The organism is Pseudomonas sp. LBUM1662 (genome assembly GCF_059695915.1).
On sequence record NZ_CP166793.1, the window covers coordinates 5,933,228 to 5,953,537 of the forward strand.

18 protein-coding genes are annotated in these 20,310 nt (G+C 60.2%); 12 read left to right on the forward strand and 6 right to left on the reverse strand.

Annotation, left to right across the window (positions count from 1 at the left end):
• Positions 1-46 precede the first annotated feature (46 nt).
• The 3 genes from ACA049_RS27020 to ACA049_RS27030 all read left to right on the forward strand — a co-directional run bounded on the left by ACA049_RS27020 (position 47) and on the right by ACA049_RS27030 (position 3,005).
• Positions 47-502: a MaoC family dehydratase gene (locus ACA049_RS27020; protein WP_010467353.1), complete on the forward strand. Its 456-nt coding sequence runs from the start codon at positions 47-49 to the stop codon at positions 500-502.
• Between the two features lie 115 nt (positions 503-617).
• On the forward strand, positions 618-2,336 hold the full coding sequence (locus ACA049_RS27025; protein ID WP_497331177.1) for a C13 family peptidase: 1,719 nt from the start codon (positions 618-620) through the stop codon (positions 2,334-2,336).
• Positions 2,337-2,363: 27 nt separating this feature from the next.
• Positions 2,364-3,005: an oxidoreductase gene (locus ACA049_RS27030; RefSeq protein ID WP_497331179.1), complete on the forward strand. Its 642-nt coding sequence runs from the start codon at positions 2,364-2,366 to the stop codon at positions 3,003-3,005.
• 118 nt (positions 3,006-3,123) lie between these two features.
• On the opposite strand, the gene ACA049_RS27035 is transcribed toward ACA049_RS27030, so the two are convergent.
• From ACA049_RS27035 to ACA049_RS27050, 4 genes are all read right to left on the reverse strand, one after another.
• A complete protein-coding gene (locus ACA049_RS27035; protein WP_497331181.1) occupies positions 3,124-3,408 on the reverse strand; it encodes a YceK/YidQ family lipoprotein in 285 nt (94 codons plus the stop codon).
• Positions 3,401-4,033, reverse strand: coding sequence for a flavin prenyltransferase UbiX (gene ubiX, locus ACA049_RS27040; RefSeq protein WP_010467349.1), 633 nt, complete (start codon positions 4,031-4,033; stop codon positions 3,401-3,403). The genes ACA049_RS27035 and ubiX overlap by 8 nt, the downstream gene beginning before the upstream one ends.
• On the reverse strand, positions 4,030-5,379 hold the full coding sequence (mpl, locus tag ACA049_RS27045; protein WP_497331183.1) for a UDP-N-acetylmuramate:L-alanyl-gamma-D-glutamyl-meso-diaminopimelate ligase: 1,350 nt from the start codon (positions 5,377-5,379) through the stop codon (positions 4,030-4,032). The genes ubiX and mpl overlap by 4 nt, the downstream gene beginning before the upstream one ends.
• A 183-nt stretch (positions 5,380-5,562) precedes the next feature.
• Positions 5,563-7,476: a sigma-54-dependent Fis family transcriptional regulator gene (locus ACA049_RS27050; RefSeq protein WP_497331185.1), complete on the reverse strand. Its 1,914-nt coding sequence runs from the start codon at positions 7,474-7,476 to the stop codon at positions 5,563-5,565.
• Between the two features lie 412 nt (positions 7,477-7,888).
• On the opposite strand from ACA049_RS27050, the gene exaC reads away from it, so the two are divergent.
• From exaC to ACA049_RS27095, 9 genes are all read left to right on the forward strand, one after another.
• Complete coding sequence (exaC, locus tag ACA049_RS27055) at positions 7,889-9,409, forward strand: acetaldehyde dehydrogenase ExaC (protein WP_046055564.1); 1,521 nt, start codon at positions 7,889-7,891, stop codon at positions 9,407-9,409.
• Between the two features lie 215 nt (positions 9,410-9,624).
• A complete protein-coding gene (gene eat / locus ACA049_RS27060) occupies positions 9,625-10,995 on the forward strand; it encodes an ethanolamine permease (protein ID WP_497331187.1) in 1,371 nt (456 codons plus the stop codon).
• A gap of 198 nt (positions 10,996-11,193) precedes the next feature.
• Positions 11,194-12,588, forward strand: coding sequence for an ethanolamine ammonia-lyase subunit EutB (locus ACA049_RS27065; RefSeq protein WP_497331189.1), 1,395 nt, complete (start codon positions 11,194-11,196; stop codon positions 12,586-12,588).
• Between the two features lie 8 nt (positions 12,589-12,596).
• Entirely contained in the window at positions 12,597-13,421 is an 825-nt protein-coding gene (gene eutC / locus ACA049_RS27070; RefSeq protein ID WP_497331191.1) for an ethanolamine ammonia-lyase subunit EutC, read from the forward strand.
• A gap of 120 nt (positions 13,422-13,541) precedes the next feature.
• The gene (locus ACA049_RS27075) at positions 13,542-14,000 is read left to right on the forward strand and encodes a GNAT family N-acetyltransferase (RefSeq protein ID WP_438661326.1); all 459 of its coding nucleotides are present in this window, start codon (positions 13,542-13,544) and stop codon (positions 13,998-14,000) included.
• 241 nt (positions 14,001-14,241) lie between these two features.
• Positions 14,242-14,898 carry a DedA family protein gene (locus tag ACA049_RS27080; RefSeq protein WP_497331193.1) on the forward strand — a complete coding sequence of 219 codons (657 nt, stop codon included), beginning with the start codon at positions 14,242-14,244 and terminating at the stop codon, positions 14,896-14,898.
• Positions 14,899-14,904: 6 nt separating this feature from the next.
• Positions 14,905-15,717 (forward strand): M90 family metallopeptidase, encoded by an 813-nt coding sequence (locus ACA049_RS27085; RefSeq protein WP_109635168.1) that lies wholly within the window; start codon positions 14,905-14,907, stop codon positions 15,715-15,717.
• A 113-nt stretch (positions 15,718-15,830) separates the two neighbouring features.
• Positions 15,831-16,358, forward strand: a complete 528-nt coding sequence (gene ppa / locus ACA049_RS27090; protein WP_027924322.1) for an inorganic diphosphatase — start codon at positions 15,831-15,833, stop codon at positions 16,356-16,358.
• Positions 16,359-16,589: 231 nt separating this feature from the next.
• Positions 16,590-17,336, forward strand: a complete 747-nt coding sequence (locus ACA049_RS27095) for a S24 family peptidase (RefSeq protein WP_497331195.1) — start codon at positions 16,590-16,592, stop codon at positions 17,334-17,336.
• Between the two features lie 535 nt (positions 17,337-17,871).
• Here the strand turns inward: ACA049_RS27095 and ACA049_RS27100 are convergent.
• Entirely contained in the window at positions 17,872-18,687 is an 816-nt protein-coding gene (locus ACA049_RS27100; protein ID WP_497331197.1) for a YfaP family protein, read from the reverse strand.
• A gap of 3 nt (positions 18,688-18,690) precedes the next feature.
• Positions 18,691-20,310, reverse strand: coding sequence for a DUF2300 domain-containing protein (locus ACA049_RS27105; protein WP_497331199.1), 1,620 nt, complete (start codon positions 20,308-20,310; stop codon positions 18,691-18,693).

Genomic DNA, 20,310 nt, shown 5'->3' on the forward strand with positions numbered 1-20,310 from the left:
CCCACTCGAAAAACTATAAATCCGATGAAACCCAAGGAGAGTCTCAATGCCCTATGTTCCCGTTGCAGAGCTCAAAGATTATGTCGGCAAGGAACTCGGACGTTCCGAATGGCTCACCATCGATCAGGAGCGCATCAACCTGTTCGCAGAAGCCACAGGTGATTATCAGTTTATTCACGTCGACCCGGTCAAAGCCGCGCAAACGCCATTTGGCAGCACCATTGCACACGGATTCCTGTCGCTGTCGTTGATCCCGAAACTGATGGAAGACATCCTGATCCTCCCTCAAGGGGCGAAGATGGTGGTCAACTATGGTCTGGACAGCGTGCGTTTCATCCAGCCCGTGAAGGTCAACTCCAGGGTTCGGCTCAAAGTCGACATGAACGAAGTCATCGAGAAGAAACCCGGCCAATGGCTGCTCAAAGCCACCGCCACACTTGAAATCGAAGGATCGGACAAACCGGCGTATATCGCCGAACCGCTGTCCCTCTGTTTCGTCTGACACAGGCCTGATTGCGAAACAGCTCACGCTGTTTCGCGCCGTGTCTCTGCCGTGTCTCTATAAATGCGACACATAGCTGCGGCATACTCCGTCGCATAATTGCCCGGATCCCGCTATGCGCTCACTTGCCCTCCTCGCCTTGACCCTGTTGCTCACCGCTTGCGGCGATGGCGAATCGCTGCTGCCCCCGGATGCCCGCTTGCCGGACGGCGGGCGCTATCGCGGTGATCTGGTCAACGGTTTGCTGCAAGGCCAGGGCCGCATCGACTACCCCAACGGCAGCTGGTATGCCGGCGAGTTCGACAAGGGCCAATGGCATGGCCAGGGCGAATGGCATGGCAGCAACGCCGAGATTTATCGCGGGCAATTCAATCAAGGGCTGTTCGACGGCCAGGGCACACTGACCACCAACGGCAGCAGCTACACCGGCGGATTCAAACTCGGCCGCCGTGATGGCGAAGGCACGCTCAAAGAAAACGCGATGACCTATCGCGGTGAATTCAAGGCCGATCAGTATTCAGGGCTCGGTCGTCTCGAACTCGATGACGGCAGCTCCTACCAGGGCCAGTTCGCCCACGGCAAACCCAACGGTGAAGGCCAGCGCGGCGATGGCAGTGGCAATCAGTTCACCGGGCACTTCAAGGACGGTCAGCTGGAAGGCAACGGGACTTTCAACAGCGCCGACGGTGACATCTATGTCGGTGGCTTCAAGAACAATCAACTGCACGGCAAGGGTCGCTACGAGAACGCCGATGGCGATGTCTGGCTGGGCCAGTTCAAGGAAGGCTCGCTGAACGGCAAGGGCGAGTTGATCGGTGCTGACGGCAGCCATTACATCGGCCAGTTCAGCGACTGGCGCTTTACCGGCCAGGGTCGATTGAACCTGCCCGACGGCAGCTTCTACATCGGCCAGTTCGACAGTGACAGCTATTCGGGGCGCGGCACCCTGGTGCTCACCGACGGCACGGTGCAAAGCGGGACGTGGATCAACGGCCAGCGTGTTCGCGACGCCGATGGCAAGTTGCTGCCCGACACCCTCGAACTCGGCTTGCTGGCCCAGGGCCGACTGCTCGATGACGCCCTGTCCGCCGTGCCGGCCTCGACCCCCACGGTCGAGCTGTACACCCTGACCTTGGGCGGTGACGGCAAGCAGAGCGTGTTCCTGCGTGAATCCGATTACGTCAGCAACATGCTCAGCAGCCGCTTCGGTGCATTCGGCCAGATCCGCCTGGTGAACCATCGCGACCACCTCGTCGACCGGCCGATGGCCACCCGGGAAAACCTGCGCCGCGCCGCGCTGACCCTGGCCGAACGCAGTGGCCCGGAAGACTTGATCTTCATCTACCTGACCAGCCACGGCAGCAGCGAACATGAACTGGTGCTCGACCAGCCGCGCATGGAGCTGGCCGACCTGCCGGCCGACGAGCTCGCCGCCGTCCTCGCACCGCTGAAGAATCGCGACAAGATCGTGGTGATTTCATCCTGCTACTCCGGCGGGTTCATCCCTGCCCTCAAGGACGAACGCACGCTGATCATGACCGCCTCGCGCGCGGACCGGGTGTCCTTCGGTTGCTCGGAAGAAGCCAACTTCACCTACTTCGGCGATGCGCTTTTTGCCCAGGCACTGAACCAGACCGACGATCTGGAGCAAGCCTTCAAGCTGGCCAAGGCCACTGTCGCGGAGCGCGAACTGGCCGACGGCTTCGAAGCCTCTGAACCGCAGCTCTGGGCGCCGAAAACGGTCCTCTCACACTGGCAGCTTTTACGCAAACAGCAGGCACGAAAAGCACTACAAAGTGTCTCTATCAGCAGCAAGGATGCAAAGAGCAACTAAGCTGAACAGTATCAAGGGGGAAACACTATGTACTTGACGCCTCAGCATGTATTGCTTGCCGGAGCTACCGGGTTAACCGGTGAACACCTGCTTGATCGCCTGCTCAATGAGCCAACGATTTCAAGGGTATTGGCCCCCTCACGCCGGCCACTGGCCGAGCATCCCCATCTGGAAAACCCGGTCGGCGACCCGGCGGCGTTTCTGCCGCAACTGAACGGTCGCGTCGACATCGCCTACTGCTGCCTCGGCACCACGATCAAACAGGCCGGCTCGGAACAGGCGTTTCGCGCGGTGGACCTGGACATGGTGGTGGCGTTTGCCAAACGTGCGCGGGAAATGGGTGCCCGGCACCTGATCGTGATCAGTGCCTTGGGCGCTGATCGCAGGTCTTCGGTTTTCTACAACCGGGTCAAAGGCGAGATGGAATACGCATTGCGCGCGCAGGACTGGCCACAGCTGACCATTTGCCGACCTTCGGTGCTGCTGGGCGAGCGACTCGAACCGCGTACCGCCGAGCAATTCGTCGGGCCGTTGTCGCGTTTGATCCCCGGCAAATACCGCGGCATCGAAGCCTGCCAACTGGCGCGGGCGATGTGGCGGCTGGCGCTGGAAGAACAGGATGGGGTGCGGATTGTCGAGTCGGATGAGTTGCGCAAGTTAGGCAAATAATCCTGTGGCGCCTGAGAGGGCGCCTTCGCGGGCAAGCCTCGCGCCTACCGGTTCTCCGTTGCCTGTGTAGGAGCGAGGCTTGCCCGCGAAGGGCGCGACACAGACTCAAAGTCGAACGCTACAATCCACCAGTCGCCTGAAAACTCACCCCGATTACCGTCAGCAATGACAACGGCAACAGCAGCGTGTCGAGCAACGCGCTGGCCGGCAGGTCGACGCCGGGGTAGCTCGGCGCTTTGGCGCCGAACCGGTCCATGGCGCAGCACCCACCGTTCATGGCGTACAAATCCAGACGCGTCCCCGCGTACACCACTAGCGCTCCCGGCTTGGCGGCGTCCAGCGTGCGTGCCGTGGCGCAGCCCGTCAGTTGCAGCGCCAGCAGAATAATCAGCAGCTTATTCATCGCTGCTCAAATGGTGCTCGCCCCAGCGCGGCAGCATGTCTTGCGGAATGTTCAACAGGTTGAGAATCCGCGCCACGACGAAGTCGATCAGGTCATCGATGGTCTGTGGCTGGTGATAGAAGCCAGGGGATGCCGGCAAAATCGTCACGCCCATGTTCGACAACTTGAGCATGTGCTCCAGATGAATGCTCGAATACGGTGCCTCGCGCGGCACCAGAATCAACTGGCGACGCTCTTTCAACGTCACATCCGCAGCACGCTCGATCAAGTTGTTGCAGGCACCGGTCGCGATCGCCGACAAGGTCCCGGTGGAACAAGGCACCACCACCATCGCCGCGGGCGCACCGGAGCCCGAGGCCACCGGCGACATCCAGTCTTCCTTGCCGTACACCTTGATCTGCCCGGCTGCCGCGCCGGTGTATTCAGTGAGGAAGGCCTGCATCGTCTGCGGCTTGGCCGGCAGCGTGACGTCAGTCTCGGTGGCCATCACCAGTTGCGCAGCCTTCGAGATCAGGAAATGCACCTCGCGATCTTCGCGGATCAGGCAGTCAAGCAGGCGCAAACCGTACTGGGCGCCCGAAGCGCCGGTCATCGCGAGGGTGATGCGTTCCGGGCCGTTATTCATTGCAGCGCCTCGGCGAGTTTGCCGTGCAGGCCGCCGAAGCCGCCGTTGCTCATGATCACCACGTGGGTGCCGGGTTGGGCCTGGCTCTTCACGCGCTCGATGATGCCTTCCAAAGAATCGCTGACAATCGATGGCACCGTGCACAACGCGGCGGTCGCACCGAGGTCCCAACCGAGGTTGGCGGGGGCGTACCAGATCACTTGATCGGCATCGACCACGCTTTCCGGCAAACCGTCACGGTGCGCGCCGAGCTTCATGGAATTGGAGCGCGGCTCGATGATCGCAATCAACGGCGCATCACCGATGCGTTTGCGCAGGCCGTCGAGGGTCGTCGCAATCGCCGTCGGGTGGTGAGCGAAGTCGTCGTAGATGGTGATGCCGCGAACCTCGGCGACCTTCTCCATCCGGCGTTTCACGCTTTTGAAGGCGCTCAACGCGGCGATGCCCATCGACGGTACGACGCCAACATGGCGAGCCGCCGCCAGTGTGGCCAGGGCGTTAGCGACGTTGTGCTGACCGGTCATGTCCCAATCGACGACGCCTTGGGCGACGCCTTCGAACATCACTTCGAATTTCGAACCGTCTTCGCTGAGCAGTTTGACCTGCCACTGACCGCCGGCACCGGTGGTTTGCACCGGCGTCCAGCAGCCCATCTCGATGACACGCTGCAAGGCAGGCTCGGTGGTCGGGTGGATCACCAGGCCTTCGCTAGGGATGGTCCGCACCAAATGGTGGAACTGCCGCTCGATGGCCGGCAGATCGGGGAAGATGTCGGCGTGATCGTATTCCAGATTGTTCAGGATCGCCGTGCGCGGGCGGTAGTGAACGAACTTGGAGCGTTTGTCGAAGAACGCGCTGTCGTACTCGTCGGCTTCGATCACGAAGAACGGCGTGCCGCCCAGACGCGCCGACACCGAGAAGTTTTGCGGCACGCCGCCGATCAGGAAGCCCGGGCTCATGCCCGCGTGTTCCAGGACCCAGGCGAGCATGCTGCTGGTGGTGGTTTTGCCATGGGTGCCGGCGACAGCCAGAACCCAGCGACCTTGCAGTACGTGGTCGGCCAGCCATTGCGGGCCGGAGACGTAAGGCAGACCTTTGTTCAGCACGTATTCGACGGCCGGATTGCCGCGGGACATGGCATTGCCGACCACCACCAGATCCGGCGCCGGATCGAGTTGGGCGGGGTCATAGCCCTGGGTCAACTCAATCCCCTGCGCTTCGAGCTGAGTGCTCATCGGCGGATAGACGTTGGCATCGGAGCCCGTCACGTGATGGCCCAGCTCTTTGGCCAGAACCGCCATCGAACCCATGAAAGTGCCGCAGATACCAAGAATATGAATGTGCATAGTCGACCTCGTAAAACATGGCCGCAGGTTAGCGTAGGGAGGGGAAAATCGCACCTTTGTTTCGGGTCAACGCAAAACCCGTAGGAGCGAGGCTTGCCCGCGAATGCCATAACACGGTTCCGCTGACGCACTGCGTAATCGTTCTTCGCGGGCAAGCCTCGCTCCTACAGTGGTACGGCGTGCCTAGCGGGCAATCCCGTGTTTGCGTAATTTTCTGTAGAGGGTGTTACGGCTGACACCAAGCTGTGCCGCGGTATGGGTCATGTGCCAGCGCGTCTGTTCCAGTGCATTGAGCAACGCCAACCGCTCTGCATCGTCCAGCGGGTGTTCAGAAGGCTCTTCAACCGCCACAACCGGCACCGGCCGAGCTTGACGAATCATCGCCGGCAAATCCTCCAGCCCGATCCGCCCGCCGTCACACAACGCCGCCAGGGTGCGCAGCACATTGCGCAACTGGCGCACGTTTCCCGGCCACGCAAAGCCCAGCAAAGCTTGCCGAGCCGGCTCATCGATCAGCACCGTCTCACCGCCCACCTCCTCGGCCAGCAGAAAATCAAGCAACTGCGATTTGTCACTGCGCTCACGCAGCGCCGGCAACGCAACCTCCAGCCCATTGAGCCGGTAATACAAATCCTCGCGGAAGCTGCTGTCCTGTACCCGCTCCAGCAAATTACGGTGAGTGGCGCTGATGATCCGCACATTGACCGCTTCCGGTTCGCCGCCAATCGGCACCACCTGACGATCTTCCAGCACCCTTAATAGTCGGGTTTGCAAAGCCAGAGGCATGTCGCCGATTTCATCGAGGAACAGCGTGCCACCATCCGCCTGCTGCAACTTGCCGCGCATGCCTTCCTTGCGCGCGCCGGTAAAGCTGCCGCCGCGATAACCAAACAGTTCACTCTCGATCAGGCTTTCAGGGATCGCCGCGCAGTTCAGGGCGACGAAGGCTTTTTCCGCTCGCTGGCTGGCCTGATGCACGGCTTTGGCAAAGGCCTCTTTGCCGGAACCGGTTTCGCCATTGATCAGCAGCGGCACGTCTCGCTCGAAGACTCTCAAGGATTTGCGGAAATCTTCCTGCAACGCGGCATCGCCCAGACAGATGCCCGACAGACGCGGACGCTCGGCAATGGCCGGGCCTGGCACCACCGGCACCGGAATGCTGCGAGGCTGCCCGCGCAACAGGGCAAACAGGCTCCGCCCGTCGCGGGTGCGCAATGGCCAACTGGCGCTGGCGTTGACACTGGCGCGGCCGAGCAAGTCGTCCAGCGAACAATCAAAAAACGCCTCGACCGGTTTGCCCAACAATCCGCCGCGAACATGCCCCAGCAGGTTCAACGCACTCTGGTTGACCGCACTGATGCGCCCTTCGCCGTCGAACGCCAGCAAGCCTTCGCTGAACAGCCCGACGGACTCAGCCTGCAGGTGAAAGCGCAGCAACCATTGATTGTCAAAGTAACGCAGGAAATAGCAGCTCTCGATCATCTTCGCCGACAGATTGACCAGGGCCATGGTGTGGAATTGACTCTGACGCGAGACGTCGTGACGCGCCGATGACACGTCGAGCACTGCCAGCAACTCGCCGTGAGGGTCGAACACCGGGCTCGCCGAGCAGGTCAGGCCGGTGTGGCGGCCGCGGAAGTGTTCATCCTGGTGAATGGTCAGCGACTGGCGTTCCACCAGGCAGGTGCCGATGCCATTGGTACCTTCGCAGGCTTCACTCCAGTCGGCGCCGAGCCACAGGCCTGCGCGTTCGAAGATTTTCCGTTCGGCGGGTGCAGTGACACAGTTGAGGATCACCCCGCGCGCGTCGGTCAGCAGCACGGCATGACCGGCGCCGGAGAGTTGCTGATGCAGGCTGGTCATTTCATTGCCGGCGATGTGCAGCACTTGCTGCAAGCGCTCACGACTTTCCAGCACCCGCCCATGTTCCAGCACCGTCGGCGCCATCGTCAGGGCCGGGTCGAGGTGATAGTCCTCAAGACAGCGCAGCCAGGAACGGGCAATCGACGGATCGCTGCCGGGACCGTGCAGGTGGGATTTGCCCTGAGTGACGGTCAAGACCTGCTGGGCATGGCGACTCAAATGGTTGTCGTGCATTTCTTATTATTCTCCCCGAGCGGTTTACACCGCCCCCACCCCTGTAGGAGCTGTCGAGTGAAACGAGGCTGCGATCTTTTGACTTTTCTTTTTAAAAACAAAATCAAAAGATCGCAGCCTCGTTTCACTCGACAGCTCCTACAGGAGTAGGCGGCAGTAGCGAGCATCCTCCAGCCTGGCTTGCATTGCAATGCTGGCAAGACCGCTTGGTCACAGGTTGTGCCACAAGCGGTACAAAGTGTCACAGGGGCTGTACCGAAAGCGTCACAGGCGCGATCCGCCTGTCCGACAAAAACCACGCAAGGCCTTGATTTGCCTGACCTGCAGGGCAGTGGCCCGACCTTTGCTCTACGCTTATAGCAAGCGCACATGCGCTCTCTCTTATAAGTACAAAAGCCAAGGAGAAATCACTATGCGTTACGCTCACCCCGGTACTGAAGGCGCTATCGTTTCGTTCAAGAGCAAATACGGTAACTACATCGGCGGCGAGTTCGTCGCGCCTGTCAAAGGTCAGTACTTCACCAATACCTCGCCAGTAAATGGCCAACCGATTGCCGAATTCCCGCGCTCCACGGCCGAAGACATCGACAAAGCCCTGGACGCCGCCCACGCCGCTGCCGATGCCTGGGGCGCCACGTCCGCCCAGGCACGTTCGCTGGTGCTGCTGAAAATCGCCGACCGAATCGAACAGAACCTCGAAGTCCTGGCAATCACCGAATCCTGGGACAACGGCAAAGCCGTGCGTGAAACCCTCAACGCCGACATCCCGCTGGCCGCCGACCATTTCCGCTACTTCGCCGGTTGCATCCGCGCCCAGGAAGGCAGCGCCGCCGAGATCGACGGCAACACCGTGGCCTATCACATCCACGAACCGCTGGGCGTGGTCGGGCAGATCATCCCGTGGAACTTCCCGATCCTGATGGCGGCATGGAAACTCGCCCCGGCCCTCGCCGCCGGTAACTGCGTGGTGCTCAAGCCTGCCGAACAAACGCCACTGGGCATTACCGTACTCATGGAGCTGATCGGCGACCTGCTGCCGCCAGGCGTGCTCAACGTCGTGCAAGGTTTCGGCAAAGAAGCCGGCGAAGCGCTGGCCACCAGCAAACGCATCGCCAAAATCGCCTTCACCGGCTCGACCCCGGTCGGCTCGCACATCATGAAATGCGCGGCCGAAAACATCATTCCGTCCACCGTGGAGCTGGGTGGCAAGTCGCCGAACATCTTCTTCGCCGACATCATGCAAGCTGAAGAAACCTTCATCGAAAAAGCCGCCGAAGGCCTGGTGCTGGCGTTCTTCAACCAGGGCGAAGTCTGCACCTGCCCTTCCCGCGCACTGGTGCAAGAGTCGATCTACGACGACTTCATGAAAGTGGTGATGAAAAAAGTCCTGTCGATCAAACGTGGCGACCCGCTGGACACCGACACCATGGTCGGCGCCCAGGCGTCCGAGCAGCAATTCGACAAGATCCTTTCGTACCTGGAAATCGCCAAGGGCGAAGGCGCCGAGCTGCTGACCGGCGGCAAGGTGGAAAAACTCGAGGGCAACCTGGCGACCGGGTATTACATCCAGCCGACCCTGCTCAAGGGCACCAACAAAATGCGCGTGTTCCAGGAAGAAATCTTTGGCCCGGTGGTGAGCATCACCACCTTCAAGGACGAAGCCGAGGCCCTGGCCATCGCCAACGACACCGAGTTCGGCCTCGGCGCCGGCCTCTGGACCCGCGACATCAACCGCGCCTATCGCATGGGCCGCGCGATCAAGGCCGGTCGCGTCTGGACCAACTGCTACCACCTGTACCCGGCGCATGCCGCGTTTGGCGGGTACAAGAAGTCCGGCGTCGGGCGTGAAACCCACAAGATGATGCTCGATCACTATCAGCAGACCAAAAACCTGCTGGTGAGCTACGACATCAATCCGTTGGGATTCTTCTAACCCGGCGCGATACCGCGTAACGGCTTTCGCGGGCAAGCCTCGCTCCTACAGGACCATGTGTACCTGTAGGAGCATGGCTTGCCAGCGAAGGCGCCCTCAATGACACACACAATATCGCCCTGCCCCTCTGGCACGGGCTTTGCGTGCCCGCTCCACACGTAAACGTCGTACCGAAAGTCCAACAGATCAAACAATAAAAAAGACAGCGAGGACTTATGACTTCTTCCACACAGCTCAAACCCACACTCGGCACCCTGCATCTATGGGGTATTGCCGTCGGCCTGGTGATTTCCGGCGAGTACTTCGGCTGGAGTTACGGCTGGGGCACCGCGGGCACGCTGGGTTTCCTCGTCACCGCACTGATGGTGGCGACGATGTACACCTGTTTCATCTTCAGTTTCACCGAATTGACCACCGCCATTCCTCACGCGGGCGGGCCGTTTGCCTACAGCCGGCGGGCCTTTGGTGAGAAAGGCGGATTGATCGCCGGCATCGCCACCCTGATCGAATTTGTCTTTGCGCCCCCGGCCATCGCCATGGCCATCGGTGCTTATCTCAACGTGCAATACCCCGAACTTGATCCCAAGCTCGCGGCCGTTGGCGCCTATTTCGTCTTCATGGGCCTGAACATTCTCGGCGTCAGCATTGCCGCCACCTTCGAATTGGTGGTCACCGTGCTGGCCGTCGCCGAGTTGCTGGTGTTCATGGGCGTCGTCGCGCCGGGCTTCAGCTTCAGTAACTTCGTACTCAATGGCTGGTCGGGCTCCAACGAGTTCACCATCGCGTCGATCCCGGGCATCTTTGCGGCCATTCCCTTTGCGATCTGGTTTTTCCTCGCCATTGAAGGCGCGGCCATGGCGGCCGAAGAGGCCAAAGACCCGAAACGTACGATTCCCAAGGCCTACGTCAGCGGCATCCTGACCCTGGTATTCCTGGCCATCGGCGTGATGGTGATGGCGGGCGGCGTTGGCGACTGGCGTCAACTGTCGAACATCAACGATCCACTGCCTCAGGCGATGAAAGCGGTGGTCGGCAACAATTCGAGCTGGATGCACATGCTGGTCTGGATCGGCCTGTTCGGTCTGGTGGCGAGTTTCCACGGCATCATCCTCGGCTACTCGCGTCAGTTCTTCGCCCTGGCGCGTGCCGGTTACCTGCCTCGTTCGCTGGCCAAGCTCTCGCGTTTCCAGACCCCGCACCGCGCCATCCTCGCTGGCGGCGTGATCGGCATCGCAGCGATCTACAGCGACGGCCTGGTCAACCTGCAAGGCATGACCCTGACGGCTGCAATGATCACCATGTCGGTATTCGGCGCCATCGTGATGTACATCATCAGTATGCTGAGCCTTTTCAGATTGCGTAAAACCGAGCCGAACCTGGAGCGCAGCTTCCGTGCACCGGGCTATCCGATCGTCCCGGGGATTGCGCTGTTTCTGGCCGTGGTGTGCCTGGTGGCGATGGCGTGGTTCAACCCGCTGATCGGGTGCGTGTTCCTCGGGTTCATGGCCGCTGGCTATTTGTATTTCCAATTGACCGCCAAACAGCGTTTCGACGCACCGGCGGATGCGATGCTCGAAGGCGTCTGAGTTGCACCGGCGCCGGGCCTGTTGCCCGGCGCCTGCCATATTGAAGTGCACACAGTTCTCAATGTGGGAGCGGGCTTGCTCGCGAAGGCGGACTGACACTCACCATCTATGTCGACTGACAATCCGTCTTCGCGAGCAAGCCCGCTCCCACAGGGGATATTCAGTGTTATCAAGACTTATACAGATCAGGAGGACACCGTGGCCCAATTTGCCCATTCCGTCGGCGCCGAGACCTACCGCTTTGCGAGCCTCAGGGACGTCATGGCCAAGGCCAGTCCGGCGCGCTCCGGGGATTTCCTGGCCGGCGTCGCCGCCCTCAACGATGGCGAGCGCGTCGCCGCGCAAATGGCCCTGGCTGACATTCCCCTGACTCACTTCCTGCAGGAAGTACTGATTCCTTACGAGACCGATGAAGTCACCCGACTGATCATCGACACCCACGACAAACACGCGTTCGCGGCCGTCAGCCACCTCACTGTCGGCGGCTTTCGCGACTGGCTGCTCAGCGATGCCGCCGACGAACAGAGCCTGCGCGCCCTTGCGCCCGGCCTGACCCCGGAAATGGCCGCCGCCGTGTCGAAGATCATGCGCGTGCAGGATCTGGTGCTGGTGGCGCAGAAAATCCGTGTTGTTACAAAATTCCGCGGCACGATGGGACTGCGCGGTCGGCTATCCACCCGCCTGCAACCCAATCACCCCACCGACGAACCGGCCGGTATCGCCGCGAGTATTCTCGACGGCCTGCTTTACGGTAACGGTGACGCGATGATCGGCATCAACCCGGCCACCGACAGCATCGCCTCGATCTGCGCCATTCTGGAAATGCTCGACGCGATCATCCAGCGCTACGAGATTCCTACACAGGCTTGCGTTTTAACCCACGTCACCACGTCCATCGAAGCGATCAATCGTGGCGTTCCACTGGATCTGGTGTTCCAGTCGATCGCCGGGACCGAAGCGGCCAATGCCAGTTTCGGTATCAACCTGAACGTCCTGCAGGAAGGTTATGACGCCGGCCTGAGCCTGAATCGCGGCACGCTGGGCCAGAACCTGATGTATTTCGAGACCGGTCAGGGCAGCGCCCTGTCAGCCAACGCCCACCACGGCATCGATCAACAGACCTGCGAGACCCGTGCCTACGCCGTGGCGCGCCATTTCAAACCGTTTTTGGTCAACACCGTCGTAGGATTTATCGGCCCGGAATACCTCTACAACGGCAAACAGATCATCCGCGCCGGCCTCGAAGATCACTTCTGCGGCAAGCTGTTGGGCGTGCCGATGGGCTGCGACATCTGTTACACCAACCACGCCGAAGCCGATCAGGACGACATGGACACCCTGCTGACCCTGCTGGGCGTGGCCGGGATCAACTTCATCATGGGCATCCCGGGCTCCGACGACATCATGCTCAATTATCAGACCACCTCGTTCCACGACGCCCTTTACGCCCGTCAGACCCTGGGCTTGAAACCGGCGCCGGAGTACGAACAATGGCTGGCGAAAATGGGCATCCTGACCCAGGCGGACGGCAAGATTCACTTCGGCGACAGCCTGCCGCCAGCCTTCCGCCAAGCGATGGCGCAACTGGGATGAGTGTTGAAATGGATAAACCACCTGTTGATCCAGAGAATCCGTTGCTGGAACTGCGTCGCCTGACCCCGGCGCGTATTGCCCTGGGTCGCACCGGCACCAGCATGCCGACCAGCGCGCAACTGGATTTCCAGTACGCCCACGCTCAGGCACGAGACGCGGTGCATTTGCCGTTTGACCATGCCGGGCTAAGCGCGGAATTGGCCGATGTCGGGCGCGTGAGTTTGCTGCTGCACAGCGCCGCAGCAGATCGAAACACTTACTTGCAGCGCCCCGACCTGGGGCGAAAGTTGAGTGATCAGTCGGCGCAGACCCTGCGTGATTACGCGCTGGCTCATCCGGGCGGCGTGGATCTGGTTATTGTCGTCGCTGACGGCTTGTCGGCACTGGCTGTTCATCGCCATACCTTGCCGTTTCTGGCGCGGATGCAAGAACAGATCGTGGAGGAAGGCTGGTCTGTTGCGCCGGTGGTGCTGGTGGAGCAAGGCCGGGTCGCGGTGGCCGACGAGATTGGTGAATTGCTCGGCGCAAAAATGGTGGTAATCCTGATCGGCGAGCGCCCAGGCCTCAGTTCGCCAGACAGCCTGGGGTTATATTTCACCTACAATCCAAAGGTCGGGCTGACGGACGCCTACCGCAATTGCATCTCCAATGTCCGGCTTGAGGGCCTCAGCTACGGAATGGCGGCACACCGCTTGTTGTACCTGATGCGCGAGGCGTGCAGGCGACAGTTGTCCGGAGTCAATCTGAAGGACGAAGCGCAGGTTCAGACGCTGGAGTCGGACGCAGGTGCAGACATGAAAGGCAACTTCCTACTGAGCCCGTCGAATACCTGAACCGTTTCCGCATTGCGTTTCTGTTCCGCTTTCAGGCAGGATCGATGCACGGCTGCCCGAGTGAAGAACCGTTCGCCGTCAGAGCACGTGAAGACAGCCACTTGAAGACGAGACCTATCGATGCGGATTATTCAAGCGACCCTCGAACACCTGGACCTGCTGACCCCGTTGTTCGTCAAATATCGCGAGTTTTATGGCTCACTGGCGTATCCGGACTCCTCCCGGGCATTCCTTGAAAAACGCCTGCGACGCAAGGAATCGGTGATTTACCTGGCGCTGGCCGACTCCGACGACAAACTGATGGGTTTCTGTCAGTTGTACCCGAGCTTTTCGTCGCTTTCGCTCAAACGCGTGTGGATCCTCAACGACATCTATGTCGCCGAAGATGCCCGCCGTCAGTTAGTCGCAGACAATCTGATGCGCACCGCGAAAAAAATGGCCAAGGAAACCAATGCCGTGCGCATGCGCGTATCCACCAGCAGCGACAACGAAATCGCGCAGAAAACCTACGAATCCATCGGATTCAAGGAAGACACCGAGTTCAAGAACTACGTGTTGCCGATCAGCGACGAGCTCTGATGCTTGCCGACTTCTGTGATGAGGGAGCGTACGCCCTCATCACAGAAGGGTTATTTATTGTCACCAGACTTCCGGTCGCATCATCGACATCCCCCGCTACAATCTCGACGCGCGTTTCACCACTCAGCCCGTATAATGCCGGCCTTTTCGGCTTGTAAGAAAAACTACACTCGTCTGTAGGCTTTCGCGAAGTCATCCGCACAGGCCCGCAGAGTCTGGCCGTCACCACAGGTGCCCCTCCATGGATTTCAACCCGATCGACCTTATCCTGCATCTCGATGTTTACCTCGACTTGCTGGTGAACAACTACGGGCCATGGATCTACGCCATCCTGTTTCTGGTGATCTTCTGCGAAACCGGTCTGGTGGTGATGCCATTCCTGCCGGGCGACTCCCTGTTGTTCATCGCGGGTGCCGTAGCGGCCGGCGGCGGTATGGATCCGGTATTGCTGGGTGGTCTGCTGATGCTGGCGGCGATCCTCGGCGACAGCACCAACTACGTCGTCGGCCGAACGGCTGGCGAGAAGCTTTTCAGCAATCCGAACTCGAAAATCTTCCGTCGTGACTACCTGCAGCAAACCCACGACTTCTATGACAAGCACGGTGGCAAGACTGTGACCCTGGCGCGCTTCCTGCCGATCATCCGCACCTTTGCACCGTTCGTCGCCGGTGTCGCCAAAATGCCTTACCCACGGTTCTTCGCCTTCAGCGTCCTCGGCACCATTCTGTGGGTCGGCGGCCTGGTGACCCTGGGTTTCTTCTTCGGCAACGTACCGTTCATCAAGTCCAATCTGTCGCTGCTGGTGGTGGGCATCATCCTGCTGTCGCTGGTGCCGATGATCATCGGCGTCGTCCGCAGCCGCTTCGGCAACGCTGCGTCCAAAGCCCAATCGCGCTGACTCGCGATGTGGTCCCTGAGCGCCTGGCGTCGCCGGCGCATCCTGGCCAGACACCCGATTGCCGACGATCTGTGGCAACGGGTGCGTCATCACTTGAGTTTTCTCGATGGCCTCAGCGCCGCCGAAGATCAATGGCTGCGTGAAGCCTGCGTGCTGTTTCTGGAAGATAAACACCTGACCGCCCTGCCCGGCGTCGAACTCCATCAGGAGCAACGCCTGCTGCTCGCCGCTCAAGCGCAATTGCCGCTGCTGCACCTGGGCGACCTGAACTGGTATCAGGGTTTCCACGAAATCGTCCTCTACCCCGACGACTTCCTCAGCCCCCAACGGCATCGCGATGCCAGCGGCGTCGAACACGAGTGGGACGGCGAACACAGCGGCGAAGCGTGGCAACAAGGCCCGATCATCCTCGCCTGGCCCGGCGTAATGGCCAGCGGTGGCTGGGAAGGCTACAACCTGGTGATCCACGAACTCGCGCACAAGCTCGACATGCTCAATGGCGACGCCAACGGCCTGCCGCCGCTGCACCCCGACATGCGGGTCAGCGAATGGGCCAAGGTCATGCAGCACGCCTACGACGACCTGAACAAGCACCTTGACCGCAATCCGGACGCTGAAACAGCCATCGATCCGTATGCAGCAGAAAACCCCGCCGAGTTCTTTGCCGTCACCAGCGAATACTTCTTCAGCGCCCCGGATTTGCTGCACGAGGCGTATCCTCAGGTCTATGAGCAGTTGAAGCTGTTTTACCGTCAGGACCCGCTGGCCCGACTGCGGCAACTTCTGGCCGAGAACCCGGTCTATCAGGCACACGACTAAGGTCTACACGACCTCTGGCACATAGCAACGGTGGCGGAATATGCCTATAATCGCCGCCACTTTTTGGTCAATCCGGCCAAGTGTTTTTGGTCAACTAACGGGGGCACCGCCCAATGAGCTACAGCAAGATTCCGGCTGGCAAAGACCTGCCGAACGACATCTACGTCGCGATCGAGATTCCGGCCAACCACGCGCCGATCAAATACGAAATCGACAAAGACAGCGATTGCCTGTTCGTTGACCGTTTCATGGCCACCCCGATGTTCTACCCGGCCAACTACGGTTACATCCCGAACACCCTGGCTGACGACGGTGACCCCCTCGACGTGCTGGTCGTGACCCCTTACCCGGTTGCGCCAGGTTCGGTAATCCGCGCTCGTCCAGTCGGCATCCTGAACATGACCGACGACGGCGGCGGCGATGCCAAAGTCATTGCAGTCCCACACGACAAGCTGTCCCAGCTGTACGTCGACGTGAAGGAATACACCGACCTGCCACCGCTGCTGATCCAGCAGATCGAGCACTTCTTCGCGAACTACAAAGATCTCGAAAAAGGCAAATGGGTGAAGATCGAAGGCTGGGCCGGCGCAGATGCCGCTCGCGAAGCGATCACCAAGTCGGCTGCGGCCTATAAAGGCTGAGACGCCATTGGCCTCGCGCCTGTGACGACTTGAAGAAAACCCCGGTTGATCCGGGGTTTTTTGTGGGCGGCCATAAAGCGACTTTTAAACAGGCCGTTTATCTTCTGGCCGCTTCGGTTTTTTCTTGTTTAATTTGTTCCAAATACGTCTTACATCCGGTCGTAAATTTCCCTCGAAATTTGAACGGTTCGTTTATTCAAAGCCCGGCCCAGCGCCCGTAGACTCGTGTTTATGAAAAAGAACACTAGCGGCCCACGGTTTAAAGCGCTCCTCGAAAAAGCGAAAATAACGACGACAGGTTTTGCCGCTTTCTTCGACACGGAGCCGCAAAATATCCACAACTGGTACACCCGCGGTGTGCCCGCCTACCGCATGGAAGAGGTCTCCAGACTACTCTCGGTAAACAGCGACTGGCTGAAAACGGGTGAAGGCCCAAAAGACTCCAAACACCTGCGCCTGCTCGACGAGTCCGGCAATGCCTTCGACGCCCAGGCCATTCGCGGCATCTACACGGTGGTCGAACCCACCGATGTCGAACTGCCCCTCTACACGGAAATACCCATCGCCCCGGGCTCCTTCAAAACTCACGTCGTCGAAGACCCCGGCCAATTCATCCGCCTGCCCAAAACCCACCTCGACTCCTTGGAAATCAAATACACGGATGTGTTCTGCGTCCACATGATCGGCAACGGCATGGGAGCAAGGATCGAGGACGGCTCCACACTCGCCATCGACCGCGGGCTGACCAAAGTGATTGACGGCGAAATCTACGCCATCGAGCACGACGGCATGCTGCGCATCAAATACCTGCACCGGATGCCGGGCAATGCCCTGCGGTTGCGCAGCTACAACAAGGCTGAGCATCCCGATGAGATCTTCAATGCCGAGCAGATTGAAAAGCAGAACATCAGGGTACTGGGATGGGTGTTCTGGTGGTCGACGCTGAACAAACGGCGGCCGGCGGTGCCGTTTTTGTAACGGGCGGGCATTTTACAGGTAAGCCCACTTCCACAGGCATCACACAATCCCTGTGGGAGCGGGCTTGCCTGCGAAGGCGATGGAACATTCACCCAAAAAATCGAATGGATTACCTGATCCCGAGCCTCCGATAGCTCTAAGACGCACACCACACTGGGAATCCCCCAAAAAAATCAGTATGCTGCGCCCCACATTTGCGCATCACCCCGCCCCGCGGCTCTGATCGCACCGACAAGGCAGATGATTTTCTCGCCGAGTCCCACAGCCGGACGCAAGATCCGGGTGTACGTTTTGAAGGCTGGCGAGGTTTACCAAAAATGAACCAAGCCAGTCCCCGAGAAGCCGGCCACAAGCCGGCTTTTTAATGCCTGTTAAGAAAGTCATTACTCGACTTTTTAACGTCGGGTTCACGACACGCCTGAGCACTCTGATACTGGTCAGCAAGCTGCTGACCGATTACACGAGCACCATTCCCGCAATTGTGCAGCAAGCCGCTGCACAATTTCACAGCCACAGCACTGCTACGACTTCGCCCTCACGGATAACTAAACCCCTTAACCAACGTCAACTCCCCCACCGCCCGCATCGGCACCAGGAACGTCTCCATCTTCTCGCTAGGCGTCCCTTCTTCCGTAATCACCGTCACCTGCGCAGTCGTCAGTGGCTGAACCGCCTCCTCCTGCCCTTCCTCATCACTCCGATACCCGCCCCCGAAGTAATTCACATACACCAGATACTGCCCTTTGATCGGCGCCGGCATGGCGAAGATCTCCGGGCCATACCCCGTCGTCACGTCGACATCCAGCGCCGCGCCATTCGGTGCTACCCGATCGCCGTACCAGATGTGCGCACCGTCGGGGGTGATGAGGTGCAAATCGAGGTCGGTGCCGTCACTGTCCCACGCCAACAGCACCCGCAACTTCGCCGGTGTAGCGCCGCCGCTGGCATTGAGAAACTGCGTGCGATGCCGTTGCTGCCCATCCGGGCTGCGGACTTCAACGCTGTTGCTGCCATTGGGAAACGAGAAGGGTCGATCGAAGCGTCCAGCGGGATCAATCTTCAGTGGCATGCTGACGCCGTTGACGATCAACCGTCCCGGTTCGCCTGACTTGGGTGCAGCTTTGATCTGACCCGTGATACGCGCCGTATTGGCCTGCCCTACCGGTGTGTTCACCGACGAAGCCGGGTAGTTAACAATCTGACGAAAGTTTTCGCCTTCTCCCTCGGCCGCACCGGTGCGCCAGCCGCCAACGGGCGTATCGAGTTTCACGCCGCTCTCGGCCGCAAAAACTGTCGGCAATACACAAAAAGTACAAAGGAACAGGAAGACCTGTGGATAACGGAGTTTCATGGCCTATTCCAGCAAGAGGTGGCGGGCGAGCCCTTCGATGTAGGTTTCATCCTGGCCGTTGGGGTGTGCTTCGAAGGCCAGGTGCAGGTATTCGTGGGTCAGGTCGAGGCGATCCTGCAGCGACTGCACGCCGCGCACATAGATGCGCTGGCGTTCGCGGTCGACATAGGGGCGGCCGAATGCAAGACGGCAGACGGCGAAGGTGCTGACTTCGTTGTAGCCGACTTCGCTTTCCAACCTTGGACGCCAGCCGCGGCGTTGCTTTTGTAGCCAGTCTTGGGCGGCGGGCAGTGCTTCGCAGGAGGCGACGGGGTTATCCCAGCGGCTGAGGCTGGCGCGTGGGTAGGCGTGCAGCAGGATGGCGTCGTAGCGCTGACCGGCGTTGGCTTGTTCGACGGCGTGCTGCCAGGACAGTTTGTCCGGGCCGGGTTGGTCGGAGTGGTAGGTGACGGTGCTGCCGGCGAGGACCAGGTCGCTGGTCCAGGCCGCGATATTGCGTGATTCGGCGGTGGCCGGGCGTGGGGCGACGCGTTGGCGGCTGCTGCTGTCGTCGATGCTCAGGCAATCGCCGTTGCGGGTAGCGTTTTGCAGCAAGTAGGTGCGGATGGCGACGGCCAGGGCCTTGGCGGCTTCGGCAGGTTCTGGTTTGGCTTCGCGCTGGAGGACACGCGCGACGTACTCTTCGCGATCCAGACGGGCGACGAGCTTGTCCTTCAACAGAAACAGTTCGCCATCGCTGTGGATATCGAGTTGATTGCCATTGGCGAATTCGACGCGGTAATCGCCTTGCAAAGGCCCGGAAGCCACAACGTCATTCCCGGCCAGAACACGCCCGATCGGATAACGGGAAAACAGACCGACCTCGACGCAACGTCCCGCATCCACAGGCCAATCCACCGGCAACACCGTAGCCAACGCAGCACCGTAATGACGAAGTACCATCTGACTGGTCCCGCGCCCGCCCGCCCAGATCGGCGTGCCGTCCGTCGTCCAACCGGCAAACCCACCCTGGCGCGACGACGGACCCTGATCCCCCAGCCAACTCCAGGTTTTCACCCGCAACCGGCCACCGAGTTCGCCGACAACGTTGCCGTCAGCGGCGTTCAACACCACATCGAGCAACACCCGGCGCGCCTGATCCTGCGCCGGCATCATGGCCAGCACCTTCAGCAATTCCGCCACCGACACTCGCGTAGCAGGCTGCAACGAAGACAAGTTCAGTAACCATTCCGGAGCCTGCCGTGCCTGCCAATATTCCCGCCAGCCAGCATCGGAAATACCCAATCGTGCAGGCTCAAAGTACAAACCACACGACTTCACCAGCGCCTGATCGCGCTCGATCTTGCCGCCCGCGGTGCAGCAATAAACTTCCTCTTTCGACTGCCCGCGACACTCATACGCCGGCTCTCGGGCGCCGGTATCCACCAGCCAGCCGTACACAAATAATTTCCACAAACTGCCCAACGGCGCCTGCACATCAGCAGGCAACGGCTCGCGGGAAATCACCTGAGTCCGGCTCAGCGAAATCAATTCACCCTTGAAGCCCAGTCGCAGCGGCTCGTCCTGCGCTGTCGCCAGCGCAGGAATCAAACACAGCAGCCACCAGACCAGCGCTCGGGTCAT

Coding starts and splice junctions, on each gene's coding strand:
- ACA049_RS27020 (WP_010467353.1), top strand. CDS start 47: ATGCCCTATGTTCCCGTTGCAGAGCTCAAAGATTATGTCGGCAAGGAA.
- ACA049_RS27025 (WP_497331177.1), top strand. CDS start 618: ATGCGCTCACTTGCCCTCCTCGCCTTGACCCTGTTGCTCACCGCTTGC.
- ACA049_RS27030 (WP_497331179.1), top strand. CDS start 2,364: ATGTACTTGACGCCTCAGCATGTATTGCTTGCCGGAGCTACCGGGTTA.
- ACA049_RS27035 (WP_497331181.1), bottom strand. CDS start 3,408: ATGAATAAGCTGCTGATTATTCTGCTGGCGCTGCAACTGACGGGCTGC.
- ubiX (WP_010467349.1), bottom strand. CDS start 4,033: ATGAATAACGGCCCGGAACGCATCACCCTCGCGATGACCGGCGCTTCG.
- mpl (WP_497331183.1), bottom strand. CDS start 5,379: ATGCACATTCATATTCTTGGTATCTGCGGCACTTTCATGGGTTCGATG.
- ACA049_RS27050 (WP_497331185.1), bottom strand. CDS start 7,476: ATGCACGACAACCATTTGAGTCGCCATGCCCAGCAGGTCTTGACCGTC.
- exaC (WP_046055564.1), top strand. CDS start 7,889: ATGCGTTACGCTCACCCCGGTACTGAAGGCGCTATCGTTTCGTTCAAG.
- eat (WP_497331187.1), top strand. CDS start 9,625: ATGACTTCTTCCACACAGCTCAAACCCACACTCGGCACCCTGCATCTA.
- eutC (WP_497331191.1), top strand. CDS start 12,597: ATGGATAAACCACCTGTTGATCCAGAGAATCCGTTGCTGGAACTGCGT.
- ACA049_RS27075 (WP_438661326.1), top strand. CDS start 13,542: ATGCGGATTATTCAAGCGACCCTCGAACACCTGGACCTGCTGACCCCG.
- ACA049_RS27080 (WP_497331193.1), top strand. CDS start 14,242: ATGGATTTCAACCCGATCGACCTTATCCTGCATCTCGATGTTTACCTC.
- ACA049_RS27085 (WP_109635168.1), top strand. CDS start 14,905: ATGTGGTCCCTGAGCGCCTGGCGTCGCCGGCGCATCCTGGCCAGACAC.
- ppa (WP_027924322.1), top strand. CDS start 15,831: ATGAGCTACAGCAAGATTCCGGCTGGCAAAGACCTGCCGAACGACATC.
- ACA049_RS27095 (WP_497331195.1), top strand. CDS start 16,590: ATGAAAAAGAACACTAGCGGCCCACGGTTTAAAGCGCTCCTCGAAAAA.
- ACA049_RS27100 (WP_497331197.1), bottom strand. CDS start 18,687: ATGAAACTCCGTTATCCACAGGTCTTCCTGTTCCTTTGTACTTTTTGT.
- ACA049_RS27105 (WP_497331199.1), bottom strand. CDS start 20,310: ATGACCCGAGCGCTGGTCTGGTGGCTGCTGTGTTTGATTCCTGCGCTG.